The sequence below is a fragment of the Pseudomonas koreensis genome, from assembly GCF_012986595.1.
GTDB classification, from domain to species: Bacteria; Pseudomonadota; Gammaproteobacteria; order Pseudomonadales; family Pseudomonadaceae; genus Aquipseudomonas; species Aquipseudomonas koreensis.
Genome location: NZ_JAAQYM010000001.1, coordinates 1,042,398 through 1,056,258, shown reverse-complemented (window position 1 = coordinate 1,056,258; position 13,861 = coordinate 1,042,398). Strand labels below are relative to the sequence as shown.

Here is a 13,861-nt window from a genome sequence, read left to right as displayed (position 1 = left end):
CATGGACGGCGTACTGATCCAGTCGCGCGAGGTGATCGAGCGCGCCTGGACCACCGTGGCGCGCCATTACGGAGTCAGCGTCGATCAGGCGTTCATCGACGAGCACATCCACGGCCGTCCCGGCGGCTATACCCTCAAGGCGCTGTTTGCTGACTTCGACGAAGCGCAGCGGGTGGCGATCAAGCGTGAAGTCGACGCCATCGAGCAGGTGTCGAACTGTGCGCTGGTGCCGGGCGTCGCGACGTTGATCGCTCGACTCCGCGAGCACGCCGTGCCCCTGGCGCTGGTCACCAGCAGCTGGCGGGCGCGGGTCGAACACGTGTTGCAGCAACACGACCTGACGTCGGCGTTCGACAGCATCATCTGCCGCGACGACGTGCACCGCGGCAAACCGGCGCCCGATCCTTATCGCCTGGCGGCGGCCCACCTGGGCCGACAAAGCGACGAATGCCTGGTCTTCGAAGACTCCGTCAGCGGTGTGCAGTCGGCAGTCAGCAGCGGCGCCCTTTGTATCGGCATTGGCGACGACCCGACGCTGACCGCGCATGGCGCCGCCGGCACGTATGCCGATTTCACCCAGCTTGCGCTGGCGTTGAACGGCAGGGGCGCGCACGGTTACGCCGACGGTGCGCTGTACATCAGCGAGCAACCGAGCCGGAGGTTCGCCCGGCCATGACACTGACCTTGCAGCACGCCAGCGTGCTATGGCAATTCCTCGGTGCGGGGCGCCAGCACAGCGCTTGTGAACTGATCGTGGTCTGCGGCTCCTACGACCTGCGGGTCTGCGATTACGCCTGCCAACTGTTGAAAGACGGCGTGGCCCCCCACCTGTTGTTCACTGGCAATACCGGCAACTGGACGAAGCATTTGTGGGCACGCACCGAAGCCGATATTTTTGCCCAACGGGCCCTGGCGCAAGGGGTGAAGGCGGCGCAGTTCACCCTGGAAACCCGCGCGACCAATTTTGCCGAAAACATCGCGTTTGCCCGAGCGCTGTTTCCCGACGTGCGCCGCGCGACCTTTCTAACCAAGCCCAATTCGATCCGGCGCGTGGCATTGACCTTGCCCGTGCAATGGCCGGGCCTGGAAGCCTGGGTGGATGCGCCGTCGTTCCGTTTTCCCGATGACGTCAGCAACCTGATCGGGGTCTTGGGCCTGATCGACGAAATGGTCGGCGATGTGCACCGCATCATGGTTTACCCTGCGCTGGGGTTTCAGGTCGAGCAAGCCATCCCCGATGAGGTTCAGGTGGCCTGGCGGTATCTGGTGGAGCAAGGCTTCGATCACCATTTGATCAAGGGCAGGAGTTGACGCTGACTCCTGCCGGGAGACAGACATGCAGTACGACACGCTGATTCGCAACGCCCTGGTCATCGATGGCAGCAACACACCCGGCTACCGCGCCGACGTGGCGATTCTCAACGGGCGCATCGAGCGCATCGGCGACTTGCACGATGCCCGCGCCAGCGAGGAAATCGACGCCGCCGGTCGCGTGCTGGCGCCGGGGTTCATCGACGTGCACACCCACGACGACACGGTGGTCATCCGCCAACCCGAGATGCTGCCCAAGCTCAGCCAGGGCGTGACCACAGTGATTGTCGGCAACTGTGGGATCAGCGCCTCGCCGGTCAGATTGAAGGGCAATCCGCCGGATCCGATGAACCTGCTGGGTACGGCGGAAGCCTTCGTTTATCCGCGCTTCAGCGATTACCGCGCGGCCGTCGAAGCGGCCAACACCACGCTCAACGTCGCCGCACTGGTCGGCCACACGGCGCTGCGCAGCAATCACCTCGACGACCTGTTCCGCACCGCCACGCCAGATGAAATCGCTGCCATGCGCGAGCAATTGCGCGAAAGCCTTGAAGCCGGCGCGCTCGGGTTATCCACAGGCCTGGCCTACGCCAGCGCCTTCAACGCCTCCACCGACGAAGTGCAGCAACTGACTGAAGAACTGACGGCATTCGGCGCGGTGTACACCACCCACCTGCGCAGTGAATTCGAACCGGTGCTGGAGGCGATGGAAGAAGCGTTCAGCATCGGCCGCCACGCGCAGTCGCCGGTGATCATCTCCCACCTCAAATGCGCCGGTGTCGGCAACTGGGGGCGCAGTCCGCAGTTGCTTGCGGCGCTGGAGGAAGCCGCGAAAACCCAGCACGTGGGCTGCGATTGCTATCCCTACGCGGCGAGTTCTTCGACCCTGGATCTGAAGCAAGTCACTGATGCCCATCGCATCACCATCACCTGGTCAACGCCGCACCCGCATGTCAGCGGTCGCGACCTGATCGACATCGCTGCCCAATGGAACATGCCACTGCTCGAAGCGGCCAAGCGCCTGCAACCGGCGGGCGCGGTGTACTACGGCATGGACGAGGCGGACGTACGAAAAATCCTCGCGCATCCACTGTCGATGGTCGGTTCTGACGGACTGCCGGAAGACCCGTTCCCGCATCCACGCCTGTGGGGCGCTTTCCCACGGGTATTGGGACATTTCAGTCGCGATGTCGGGCTGTTTCCGCTGCATACCGCCGTGCACAAGATGACCGGTCTGTCGGCGGCGCGCTTTGGCTTAAAGGGGCGCGGCGAGATTCGTGAAGGCTATTGGGCGGATCTGGTGTTGTTCGATCCGGCGACGGTGCGGGATGTGGCGGATTTCCATGATCCGCAGCAGGCGGCGCAGGGCATTGATGGGGTGTGGGTCAATGGCGTGTTGAGCTATCGCGACGGGCAGGCGAAGGGGCGCCGGGAAGGGCGGTTTCTGGCGCGGGAAGGGGATTTGCGCGAAGGTTTTCGTTGATTGTGATGACGCCAAAAGATCGCAGCCTTCGGCAGCTCCTACAGGAGATCGCATTCCAATGTAGGAGCTGCCGAAGGCTGCGATCTTTTGATCTGTGTCTCATAGTGGCACTGTGCAATTAAAGAAAGCCATCAACAAGCCGAATTGCTGACATCTACCCCGTCTACACGGTGGGGCCAACCAGTCAGGGAGCACCCCATGAGCTTCGGCAAAACCACCCCGATCCTGCGGATCTTCGATGAAGCCAAAGCCGTAGAGTTTTACGTCGACTTCCTCGGCTTCAAGATCGACTGGCAGCATCGCTTCGAAGCGAACTTCCCGTTGTATGTGCAGGTGTCGCGTGGCGAATGCGTGCTGCACCTGTCCGAACATCATGGCGATGCGACGCCGGGTTCGGCGTTGCGCATCGAGACCGATGAGCTGGAGGCGTTTCAGCAGCAGTTGCTGGCCAAGGCTTACAAGTTCTCGCACCCGCAGATTCAGGCGATGCCGTGGGGCAGTCAGGACATGACGATTGCGGATCCGTTTGGGAATCGACTGGTGTTCACCAACGCGATCAGTGTCTGAGCCGAGGCATACAAAAAAGCCCGCTGCCCAACCATTAAGGTCTGGCCGCGGGCTTTTTTGTTACTCGGTCGGCACTAACTGATCAAGCACGCGGTTGACGGCGATTTCCGCCACCATCACCACCTGCGCGATGCCTTGCAGGGTCTTGCGATGCGAGCCTTCCAGCAGGCCGGCGAAGTCGTTGAGCATCACGGTGGCCGAGCCCAGGGTTTCGCAGGCATCGGCCAGCAACGGTTCGGTGCCGCTGTCGGGGTGGGCCTGGTAGAGGCGATTGGGCTGGTACGGGGTGGCCATGATGGCGGGCGTCGGCGGGCCGAGATAGTGGTCGAGGGCGCGCTCGGCGGCTTCGTGGAATTTCTTTGATTCGGGGGATGCGTAGGGCGAGGCCGCGTCGGTGGGCGGTGGGTTGGGCGTAACTTTGAACATGGGAGCGTACCTTGTAAGGCCGCATCCATTTCGCCGCTAAGCAAAAGGGAGGCAGCTGTGCGCAAGTTAGCGGACCGGTCGCATCCCACCCCGGCGCACCCGAAGGTGCCATGCGCACAGCCACCATCAAGCGCAGGCAAATACCTGACTGGATAATTACTTGTGCAACCGGGAGCGAACGTAGCCGAGCCGCTAAGCTCGATCACTGGGAATCAGTGACGGAATCAAGTTACCGACGGCCTCCGGGGCGCACAAGCCGGCGGATTCTGGCGTAGCCGTAGGCAGTGGCGCAAGGATTTGTAGGCAGTAGGGCGTAACACTGAGTGTCTTTAAACACGGACGATGTGAAGTGTTTGTTGTGCGCCACGGTTTGACGATTTGTCTGTCGGACGCTGCTGCGCCCACTGACGCCTTCGCGAGCAGGCTCGCTCCCACATTGGGTCGGCGGCGGACACCAAACTGATGAACAACCTATATCAACTGTGGGAGCGAGCCTGCTCGCGAAGAGGCCGACAGCATCACCCCCGATGCATCTGCCGAAACTCCCCCGGCGGCATCCCGCGCCGGCTCTTGAACGTGCGGTGAAACGACCGTGGCTCGGTAAATCCCAGATACTGCGCAATGTCCTGAATCGGCAACGTACTGTTGAGCAAATAATGCTCGGCCAGCTCCTGACGCAAATCATCCAGAATCTGCTGATACGACGTCCCCGCCTGATGCAACTGCCGTTGCAACGTGCGCACCGACACCGCGAGCTGCTCGGCCACCTGTTCCTTGCGCGGCAAGCCTTCCTTGAGCAACTGGCGCAGGATGCTTTTGACCCGTTGTTCCAGCGACGCATCTTCCAGCGTCGCCATCAGCCCCATCGCGTGTTCTTCCAGCGTGCGCAGCAATTGCGCGTCGGCCTGGCGTAACGGCAATTGCAGATAAGGCAGCGGCACGATCAGCGCGGAATAGGGCTGCTCGAATAACACCGGGCAATCGAAGAACGCTTCGTACTGCGCCTGTGTGGCGTCTGTCGGGCATGGATGTTCCAGCCACACAGCGGCTGGCGACATCTGCGTGTCAGCGATCCAGCGCGCATATTGCAGCCACGAACCGAGGACGTTTTCCACCAGATGCCGGCGGATCCGTGGGCGCTCGTAGCGGCACGTCCAGATCAGGTGCACGTGACCGTCCTGCACCTCGGCGCGGCTGACGCCCATGTCGCCCACCAGTTTTTCGAACGGCATGATCCGGCTCATGGCCTCACCCAGGGTCGCGCAGTTCATGGTGATGTAACCCAGCACGCTCCAGGAATTGGGCAGCACGAAGTTCGCGGCGTTGAGACCGAACAGCGGATCGCCCGAGTGTTCGCAGAAGTAATCCAGCAGGCGCTCATGCACCTCACCCGGCAGGCGCAGGCTGTTGTCGCTCAACTGCGGCGCCTGCAAACCGGCCGCCGCCAGCGCCGGCTCGATGGCCATGCCCAGTTGCTCGGCATGACGCACGTATTTGAGCAGCGGCGGAACGGAGGTGAAGCCGAGCGATTGCATGATCCAATTCCCTTGATCAAGGCCTGCGTGAGCGAATGAATGGCTGAAAGGTAATTTGAAACCCCGACTAAAGTAAATGGCTGGCACTTGCGCGACGTTTGACTCAATTGGCTACTCGAACTGGCCGGATGCGACCGTGACACTTTTCGGCCGCTGACTAGTATGGAGGCCTGCCACATCACTGATCAGACTGCAGAAGAAGGACACACGCATGCGACGCTGGAACGGCTGGGGAGATGCAACCACGGTGGTCGAACTGCCGGCCCAGGGCGCGAGTTTTCTCCATGAACGACTGGGAGCCGGGCGCGCGCTGCCCGATGCCACGCTTGAAGCGGCATTGGCGCGGGTGCCGGTCTCGCGGCTGGCGCCGCACGCCTTGTACAGCGTCGACGCCCATGATCGCCTGCTGCATGCCCGGGGTCAGAGCCTGCCGGACTGGCTGGCGCTGCGCGAGGGCGCGCTGGGCATCTATCCCGACGCGGTGGCATTCCCCGAGACTGCCGAGCAGATCCGCCAATTGCTGGCGCTGGCCCATGCGCAGGACCTGTGCCTGATTCCCTACGGCGGCGGCACCTCGGTGGCCGGGCACATCAATCCGCCCGATTCGATGCGGCCGGTGGTGACGGTGTCGCTGGCGCGGATGAATCGCCTGATCGATCTCGATGAGCAGAGCCAGTTGGCAACGTTCGGCCCCGGCGCCAGTGGCCCGCAGGTGGAAAGTCAGCTGCGCGCTCGCGGCTACACGCTGGGGCATTTCCCGCAGTCGTGGGAGCTGTCGACGCTCGGCGGTTGGGTGGCCAGTCGCTCCAGTGGTCAGCAGTCGTTGCGTTATGGGCGCATCGAGCAATTGTTCGCTGGCGGCACCCTGGAAACCTTTGCCGGACCCTTGGACATTCCGACGTTCCCGGCCTCGGCGGCGGGGCCTGATCTGCGCGAAGTGGTGCTCGGTTGCGAGGGCCGTTTCGGGATCATTTCCGAGGTCAAAGTGCGGGTCAGCGCACTGCCCGCTGACGAACGTTTTTACGGTGTATTCCTGCCGAGCTGGACCAAAGCACTGCAAGCGATTCGCCAACTCGCTCAGGCCCGCGTGCCGCTGTCGATGCTGCGTTTGTCCAACGCCGTGGAGACCGAAACGCAATTGGCGCTGGCCGGTCATCCGCAACAAATCGCCTGGCTGGAAAAGTATCTGAACCTGCGCGGGGCGGGCGAGGGCAAGTGTCTGCTGACCTTCGGCGTGACCGGCAATCGTCGGCAAAACGCGCTGTCACTGAGCCAGGCCCGCCAGCATCTGAAAGCCTTCGGCGGGGTGTTCACCGGCACCTTGCTCGGCAAGAAATGGGCGCAGAACCGCTTCCGTTTCCCCTACCTGCGCGAGAACCTGTGGAACGCCGGCTACGTGGTCGACACCCTGGAAACGGCCACCGACTGGAGCAACGTCGACACTCTGCTCAACCTGATCGAAAACAGCCTGCGTGACGCGTTGGCGGCGCAGGGCGAGCGGGTGCATGTGTTCACCCATTTGTCCCACGTCTACGGCGAGGGTTCGAGCATCTACACCACCTACGTGTTTCGCCCGGCGGCGGATTACCCGGCGACGCTCGCGCGCTGGCAGGCGCTCAAGCACGCGGCCAGCCAGACCATCGTCGACAACCACGGCACCATCAGCCACCAGCACGGCGTCGGCAAGGATCACGCGCCGTACCTGCTGCGCGAGAAAGGCGCGCTGGCGATGGACACCTTGCAGGCGCTGAGCAAGCACTTCGATCCGGCCGGGCGCCTCACCCCCGGCACGCTGTTGTCGGAGTGACGGCCATGAATCAGCACTGGAATGCCGCATGGCGCCAGCAGATTTTGCCGACGCTGGCCAAGGAGACCTGGGATCTGATCGTCATCGGCGGCGGCATCAGCGGTGCCGGCATCCTGCGCGAAGCGGCGCGGCGTGGCTGGCGTTGTCTGCTGCTGGAGCAGCGGGATTTCGCCTGGGGCACCTCCAGTCGATCATCAAAAATGGTCCACGGTGGTTTGCGCTACATCGCCAAGGGCCAGTGGCGCCTGACCCGCGATTCGGTGCGCGAGCGTCAGCGTCTGCTCGACGAAGCGCCGGGGCTGGTGGAGCCGATGAGTTTCATGATGCCGCACTATCGCGGCGGCTTTCCCGGGCCGCGTGTGCTCGGCGGCTTGTTGTCGGTTTACGACGCCTTGGCCGGACGGCGCAGCCATCGTTTTCATGACGCGCAGCAACTGCGGTTTCTGGCGCCGGGGGTGAAGGAAAACGGTCTGCTCGGCGGCACCTGTTTTGTCGATGCGCTGACCGATGACGCACGGCTGGTGATGCGCGTGTTGAGCGAAGCGCGGGCCGATGGCGCGGTGGTGCTCAACGGTGTGCGGGTCGAACATTTGCTGCGCGAAAACGGGCGAGTGTGCGGGGTTCAGGTCGAGGATTGTGAGGCCGGTGCGTCGCTACAACTGCGCTGTGGTGTGCTCGCGGTGGCCACCGGTGCCTGGGCGGAGCGCTTGCGACCGACAGAAGCGGCAAGGCAATTGCGCCCGCTGCGTGGCAGTCATTTATTGCTGCCGGGCTGGCGCTTGCCGGTGGCCCAGGCGTTCACCTTTCTGCATGAACGGGATCGGCGTCCGGTGTTCGTGTTTCCGTGGGAAGGGGCGACGGTGGTTGGCACCACTGACCTCGATCACCGCGAGAACCTGGACCAGAGCGCGAGCATCAGCGCCGAAGAACTCGACTACCTGCTGGCGGCTTGCACGCAACAATTTCCAAGTGCCGAAGTGACGGCGGCGGATGTGCTGTCGACCTGGTCGGGCGTGCGCCCGGTGGTGGGCAGTGCGGCGGGTGAGCAGCAAGGCAAACCGTCGAATGAAACCCGTGAACATGTGCTGTGGCGGGAGCCGGGTTGCGTGACCCTGGCCGGCGGCAAACTGACCACGTTTCGCCCGCAAGCCATCGAAGTGCTCAAGGCCTGTGCCGACATGCTTGGCCGCAATTTCGAAGATGACGGCGCAGCGGTTTTTGCCGCGGTAGCGCCACTGCCGATCCCCGGACTCAGCCCGCAACAGTGGCGACGTCTGGCCGGACGCCACGGCCGTGATCTGCCGAGGCTGGCGCAGTTGATCACCGAGCTGGGGCACGCCAGCGTCGGCAATACCGACACCCTGTGGGCAGAGCTGGCCTTCGCCTGCGAGGCGGAAATGGTGCTGCACCTCGATGATTTGCTGTTACGCCGTACCCGTCTGGGCCTGTTGCTGGCGCGCGGTGGCGAAGCGCATTTCGCCGCCATCCGCCAGCTCTGCCAGCCTCGTCTGGGCTGGGACGATGCACACTGGCAGCAAGAGCTGCAGCGTTACCGGGCGTTGTGGCAACGCCATCACGGTTTGCCGGAGGCCGCGCCTTGATGCCCCTCGAAGAGAGCTCCATGGATAAGCAACCGAACACGCGTTACCTGCTGGCGATCGACAACGGCACCCAGAGCGTGCGCGCGCTGCTCTTCGATCTGCAGGGCAATCTGCTGGGCAAAGGCAAGGTGGAGTTGCAGGCGTATTACTCGACGCAACCGGGCTGGGCCGAGCAGGACCCGGATTATTACTGGGCGAAACTCGGCGAGGCCTGTCAGCAGGTGTGGGCGCAAACCGGGATCGATCGCTCGCAGATTGCCGGGGTGTCGCTGACCACCCAGCGCGGCACGGTGATCAACGTCGATGCCGAGGGCAAGCCGCTGCGCCCGGCGATTTTGTGGCTCGATCAGCGCCAGAGCGAAGTCGAGGGCGGGATCAAGGGGCCGTGGGGCTGGCTGTTCAAACTGGTCGGCGCGCAGGCCACCGTCGATTATTTTCGCGCTCAGGCCGAGGCCAACTGGATCGCCAGACATCAGCCCGAAGTGTGGGCCGCGACCGACAAGTTTCTGCTGCTTTCGGGGTTTCTCACCCATCGCCTGTGTGGGCGCTTTGTCGACTCTGTCGGATGCTGCGTCGGCTACCTGCCGTTCGATTTCAAACGCCTGAAATGGGCCGCGCCCAGCGACTGGAAATGGCAGGCGCTGGCGGTGCGTCCCGAGCAATTGCCGACCTTGCACAAACCCGGTGAAACCCTCGGCTACATCAGCGCCGAGGCCAGCCGTCACACCGGGATTCCCGAGGGCTTGCCGCTGATTGCGGCGGGCGCTGACAAGGCCTGCGAAGTGGTCGGTTCCGGGGTGGTCGATGCGAGCACCGTGTGCCTGTCCTACGGCACCACGGCGACGATCACCAGCACCCGCTCGCGTTACCTGGAAATCGTCCCGCTGATCCCGCCTTACCCGTCGGCGGTGCCGGATCAATACAACTGCGAGGTGATGATTTATCGCGGTTACTGGATGGTCAGCTGGTTCAAGAACGAATTCGGCCTGCGCGAGATGCAGCAGGCAAAAGAGCAGGGCATTGAGCCGGAGCAACTGTTCGATGCACTGGTCAACGCGGTGCCGCCGGGGTCGATGGGCTTGATGCTGCAACCCTACTGGTCGCCGGGGATTCGTGAGCCGGGCGTCGAGGCCAAAGGCGCGATGATCGGCTTCGGCGATGTGCACACTCGCGCGCACATTTACCGGGCGATTCTGGAAGGGCTGGCGTATGCGTTGCGCCAGGGCATGGAGAACATCGAGAAGCGTTCGAAGGTCTCGATCAAGCGTCTGCGTGTGGCCGGTGGCGGCTCGCAGAGTGATGCGGCGATGCAGCTCACGGCGAATATTTTTGGCCTGCCGGCGGAGCGTCCGCATGTGTACGAAGCGTCCGGATTGGGCGCGGCGATTTGCTGTGCGGTGGGGTTGGGGTTGTATGCGGATTTCCCCAGTGCGATTTCGGCGATGACCCGCGTCGGCACGGTATTCACCCCGCAACCCGAGGCGCAGCAGGTCTACGAACGGTTGTACAAAGAGGTGTACCTGCGCATGTATCGCCAGCTCAAACCGTTGTACCAGAGCATCCGCAAAATCACCGGTTACCCCGCCTGAAAAAAACTCCGCACACCTTCCTGTAGGAGCTGCCGAAGGCTGCGATCTTTTGCCTTTGATTTTTAAAAACGAGATCAAAAGATCGCAGCCTTCGGCAGCTCCTACACAGGTGGGCGGTGAGCCTCATATGGCGCTATCGGAGACTTTTTCTGGTGAGATTGGACAGTGTCAGCGCCGGGGGCGGTTGCTAGGCTCAACCCCCACAGCACCTCCAATAAGAACTAAAAGCAATGAAGCTGACTTTTCTCCTGTTGCTGCTTTGTGCAATGGCCCCGACGGCGTGGGGCTGGTCGAACCACACGGTGGGCAGCTATCTGGCGTTGCAGCAACTGCCGGCGCTGCGTGATGCACCACCGGTCGAGGTCGAGCCGCTGGAGCGTTTTCTCGCCGAGCAATATCCGGCCGTGGTCGCGCTGCTGGAGCAACAGGAAAGCTTCGCCCGTGAGCACTTCGCCCAGTACCCGCCACGCCCCGACAATCTGCAACTGCCCGCCGTGCCGGGCGACAATCTGCGCCACGACTTTCTCACTGCGTTGCGCCTCAATCCGCGCATTCATCTGGCGATGGTCATTCAGCCGCTGCCGGGTAAGGATCTGCCCGAGCGCGAGCATCTCGGTGCCGATCAGGTGATGGTCGAGCAGACGCTGTCGCCGTGGAATCGTCAGCGTTTCATTCGCGTGGCCGATGGCGAAAAAGTTGCGCCGCTGGCGGTGCTGGCCAGCGCTGCCGATGAGCCGGATTACGGCCACGACATCAACCTGTTCAGCGACAACCCCGGTGAGGTCGGCGCGCTGTATGGCTTCGGCCCGCAGCCGTTCGGCGACGCGCGGTTTCAGTACAGCTCGCAGGCGCCGTTCCACATGGGCTTCTTCCATGAGAGCGCGGTGGTGTATGCCGCTGCCGGATTTCTTCAGCGCAGTTGGCCGGACTGGCGCGCCTATCAATACCTGGGCCTGGCGCGACTGGCGTTCGCTACTGGCCATCCTTACTGGGGCTACCGCTTTCTCGGCTGGGGCGTGCACCACGTGCAGGACCTGACCCAGCCGTATCACGCCAAGCCATTGCCCGGGGTCGAGCTGCCGAGTCTGTTGCTATTGGAAGGCAAGGCGCTGGCCGGTTTTGCCGATGATAAAAAGGCCTCGATCGAACGCGTCGCCACCCGCCACATGGAAATCGAAAAGTACCAGTCGACCTGGTTGCGCCGGGTGCTGCGTGCCGGTCAGGCGCATCCGATGCTCGCGGCCTACGCCGATGTGGCTCAAGACCAACAGTATCCGCCGTACTCGGTGGACTACTTGCGCAACGTGGTCAGCGCCGAGTCGGTCGAGGACTCGGCGGCGTTCGATGAAGCCATCGGCCAATGGCTGGAGACGGCGCCGGTGACCAGCGATTTCAGCAGCGGCAACGCGTTGCAGCGCGAGACCTTCGAGCATCCCGCGCTCAATCAGCAGTTGTTCACGTTGCTCGGACATTTCGGCGCGCACAGCCGGATTTATGTCAGCGCCGCACTGGCGCCCCCGCCCTAGCGGTATTGCACCCCACAACAATAAAACCAGGGAAAGAGGAACAGATCATGAAAGCTCGATTTCGCCTGTCTGGCGTAGCGCTCCCCGGCGTCGGTCTGGCAGGGCTGCTGCAACTGTGCGCAGTCGATGGCGTGCAGGCCAAGGAGTTCAGCGTGCTGGACAATCAGGTCACCGGCTCGATCGACACGACCCTGTCCTATGGCCGCTTGTGGCGGGTGCAGGGGCGCGACAAGAACAACGATGACGTCAACACCAACGACGGCAATCGCAACTTCGACACCGGGCTGGTTTCCGAGGTGTACAAGATCACTTCGGAGCTGGAAGCCAACTATCAGAACTACGGGATGTTCCTGCGTGGCACGGCGTTCTACGACACCCAGCTGATGGACAAGCGCAACGATTACTACCGCAACAACAACCCGTCGCAGCCGAGTCAGAGCTACCCGCAGGACGACCGCTTCACCCGCCAGACCCGCGACATCGCCGGCAGCCGGATCGAGATGCTCGACGCCTATGTCTACGGCAACTGGGACGTGGCGCAGATGCCGCTGACTGCGCGCATCGGGCGTCAGGTGTTCAACTGGGGCGAGGGGATTTTCTATCGCGGCGGGATCAACACCACCAATCCGGTGGACGCGGCGAAGTACCGTTTACCGGGCGCCGAGGTCAAGGAAGTGCTGATGCCGGTGGAGGCAGTGAGCTTCAACATCGGCCTCAGCGATTCGCTGACCCTGGAAAGCTTCTATCAGACCAACTGGAAGGAAACCCGCATCGACCCGGTCGGCACCTTCTACTCGCAGACCGACCTGTTCGCCGATGGCGGCAACACCGGTTACAACAACTTCAGCGGCACCGCGCTCGATACGCCGGTGCCGGGTTTTGGCAACGTCATCGGCCTGTACAGCGCGCTGGGCAACAACCCGTTGCTCGGTCCGGCGCTGAAAAGCACCGGCCTCTACGCCAACGGCGTGACCCCGGCCTACGGCAACACACTGAAAGTGGCGTCGATCGGCAAGGACTACAACGCCCGTAACGACGGCCAGTTCGGCTTCGCTTTCCGCTACATCGCCGAAGCGCTCAACAGCACCGAGTTCGGCCTGTACATGGTCAATTACCACGCCAAGGAACCGACCATCGCCGCTGACTTGGGCGGCTACAAGGGCATCGACATGAATGCCCTGACCAACATGCTTTCCAGCGTCGCCGGCAGTCAGGCCGGGGCGCTGGCCAACGGTCTGGCGACTGCCGATGTGATGGGCAACATCCAGGCGCATCGGCGTTATGCCGAAGACATCCGCATGTACGGCTTCAGCTTCAACACCACCCTGGGTCAGGCCTCGGTGTTCGGCGAAATTGCCTATCGGCCAAACCTGCCGATCGGCGTCGCGGCCACCAACGATCTGATTGGCGACCTGGCCAACGGTGCCGCGGTTGCGGTGACCGGCAAGCCCGTCAACGTCGGCGGGCAGATGGTCACCCTCGACAGCGAGATCAATAACGCCGAACGCGTCGAAGCGTTCAACACCTCGCTGGGCAGCATCTACAACTTCGGGCCGACGCTGTCGTTCGACTCGATGTTCGGCATCTTCGAACTGGCCTCCGAGCACCTGCGCGGCAGCAGCCTGCAATACACCGCTTATGACGGCAGCACGCGTTATTACGCCGGCACCGGCAACACTTCTTATGTGTCCGGCGGTGATCGCGACGATCAGGTCAACCGCAATTCCTACAGCTACACGGTGATGTTCAACGGCACCTGGAACGATGTGTACGCCGGGGTCAATGTTTCGCCCTACTTGGTCTACAAGGACGACTTCAAGGGCAACAGCTATCAGGCCGGCAACACCATCGAGGGGCGCAAGGCCTACACCCTGGGGATCAAGGCCAACTACCAGAACAAGCTCGAGGCCGAGGTGCAATACACCAACTTTTGGGGCGGCGGGCAGAACAACGGCATTCGCGACCGCGACAACGTCGGGTTCAACCTCAAGTATTTCCTTTGATATCCAGAACACA

11 protein-coding genes are annotated in these 13,861 nt (G+C 62.7%); 9 read left to right on the top strand and 2 right to left on the bottom strand.

All coding sequences use genetic code 11. The annotated features are described in order from the left end of the window. Position 1 precedes the first annotated feature (1 nt). From HBN98_RS04970 to HBN98_RS04955, 4 genes are all read left to right on the top strand, one after another. Positions 2-676, top strand: coding sequence for an HAD family hydrolase (locus tag HBN98_RS04970; protein WP_229754987.1), 675 nt, complete (start codon positions 2-4; stop codon positions 674-676). Then, positions 673-1,311: a YdcF family protein gene (locus HBN98_RS04965; RefSeq protein ID WP_083367071.1), complete on the top strand. Its 639-nt coding sequence runs from the start codon at positions 673-675 to the stop codon at positions 1,309-1,311. Before HBN98_RS04970 ends, HBN98_RS04965 begins: the two co-directional genes overlap by 4 nt. Before the next feature lie 25 nt (positions 1,312-1,336). Beyond that, positions 1,337-2,794, top strand: a complete 1,458-nt coding sequence (locus HBN98_RS04960) for an N-acyl-D-amino-acid deacylase family protein (protein ID WP_083367070.1) — start codon at positions 1,337-1,339, stop codon at positions 2,792-2,794. A gap of 198 nt (positions 2,795-2,992) precedes the next feature. Then, positions 2,993-3,361 (top strand): glyoxalase superfamily protein, encoded by a 369-nt coding sequence (locus tag HBN98_RS04955; protein WP_064585880.1) that lies wholly within the window; start codon positions 2,993-2,995, stop codon positions 3,359-3,361. A gap of 60 nt (positions 3,362-3,421) precedes the next feature. Here the strand turns inward: HBN98_RS04955 and HBN98_RS04950 are convergent, their stop codons facing one another. Next, on the bottom strand, positions 3,422-3,787 hold the full coding sequence (locus HBN98_RS04950) for a DUF6124 family protein (protein WP_083367069.1): 366 nt from the start codon (positions 3,785-3,787) through the stop codon (positions 3,422-3,424). A 518-nt stretch (positions 3,788-4,305) separates the two neighbouring features. After that, positions 4,306-5,322 carry an AraC family transcriptional regulator GliR gene (gliR, locus tag HBN98_RS04945; RefSeq protein ID WP_064585881.1) on the bottom strand — a complete coding sequence of 339 codons (1,017 nt, stop codon included), beginning with the start codon at positions 5,320-5,322 and terminating at the stop codon, positions 4,306-4,308. 211 nt (positions 5,323-5,533) lie between these two features. Between gliR and HBN98_RS04940 the strand changes: the two genes are divergently transcribed. The 5 genes from HBN98_RS04940 (at position 5,534) to HBN98_RS04920 (ending at position 13,848) form a co-directional block, all read left to right on the top strand. Further along, positions 5,534-7,129 carry an FAD-binding oxidoreductase gene (locus HBN98_RS04940; protein ID WP_083367068.1) on the top strand — a complete coding sequence of 532 codons (1,596 nt, stop codon included), beginning with the start codon at positions 5,534-5,536 and terminating at the stop codon, positions 7,127-7,129. A gap of 5 nt (positions 7,130-7,134) precedes the next feature. Further along, positions 7,135-8,730 (top strand): glycerol-3-phosphate dehydrogenase/oxidase, encoded by a 1,596-nt coding sequence (locus tag HBN98_RS04935; RefSeq protein WP_083367067.1) that lies wholly within the window; start codon positions 7,135-7,137, stop codon positions 8,728-8,730. A gap of 20 nt (positions 8,731-8,750) precedes the next feature. Further along, the gene (locus HBN98_RS04930; protein ID WP_083367066.1) at positions 8,751-10,319 is read left to right on the top strand and encodes an FGGY-family carbohydrate kinase; all 1,569 of its coding nucleotides are present in this window, start codon (positions 8,751-8,753) and stop codon (positions 10,317-10,319) included. Positions 10,320-10,549: 230 nt separating this feature from the next. Then, on the top strand, positions 10,550-11,845 hold the full coding sequence (locus tag HBN98_RS04925) for a phospholipase C/P1 nuclease family protein (protein ID WP_083367065.1): 1,296 nt from the start codon (positions 10,550-10,552) through the stop codon (positions 11,843-11,845). A gap of 47 nt (positions 11,846-11,892) precedes the next feature. Beyond that, on the top strand, positions 11,893-13,848 hold the full coding sequence (locus HBN98_RS04920; RefSeq protein ID WP_169844031.1) for a DUF1302 domain-containing protein: 1,956 nt from the start codon (positions 11,893-11,895) through the stop codon (positions 13,846-13,848). Positions 13,849-13,861: the final 13 nt, after the last annotated feature.

Bases quoted from the DNA above. Each gene is read 5' to 3' on its own strand.
- HBN98_RS04970 (WP_229754987.1), top strand. From the start codon at position 2: ATGGACGGCGTACTGATCCAGTCGCGCGAGGTGATCGAGCGCGCCTGG.
- HBN98_RS04965 (WP_083367071.1), top strand. From the start codon at position 673: ATGACACTGACCTTGCAGCACGCCAGCGTGCTATGGCAATTCCTCGGT.
- HBN98_RS04960 (WP_083367070.1), top strand. From the start codon at position 1,337: ATGCAGTACGACACGCTGATTCGCAACGCCCTGGTCATCGATGGCAGC.
- HBN98_RS04955 (WP_064585880.1), top strand. From the start codon at position 2,993: ATGAGCTTCGGCAAAACCACCCCGATCCTGCGGATCTTCGATGAAGCC.
- HBN98_RS04950 (WP_083367069.1), bottom strand. From the start codon at position 3,787: ATGTTCAAAGTTACGCCCAACCCACCGCCCACCGACGCGGCCTCGCCC.
- gliR (WP_064585881.1), bottom strand. From the start codon at position 5,322: ATGCAATCGCTCGGCTTCACCTCCGTTCCGCCGCTGCTCAAATACGTG.
- HBN98_RS04940 (WP_083367068.1), top strand. From the start codon at position 5,534: ATGCGACGCTGGAACGGCTGGGGAGATGCAACCACGGTGGTCGAACTG.
- HBN98_RS04935 (WP_083367067.1), top strand. From the start codon at position 7,135: ATGAATCAGCACTGGAATGCCGCATGGCGCCAGCAGATTTTGCCGACG.
- HBN98_RS04930 (WP_083367066.1), top strand. From the start codon at position 8,751: ATGGATAAGCAACCGAACACGCGTTACCTGCTGGCGATCGACAACGGC.
- HBN98_RS04925 (WP_083367065.1), top strand. From the start codon at position 10,550: ATGAAGCTGACTTTTCTCCTGTTGCTGCTTTGTGCAATGGCCCCGACG.
- HBN98_RS04920 (WP_169844031.1), top strand. From the start codon at position 11,893: ATGAAAGCTCGATTTCGCCTGTCTGGCGTAGCGCTCCCCGGCGTCGGT.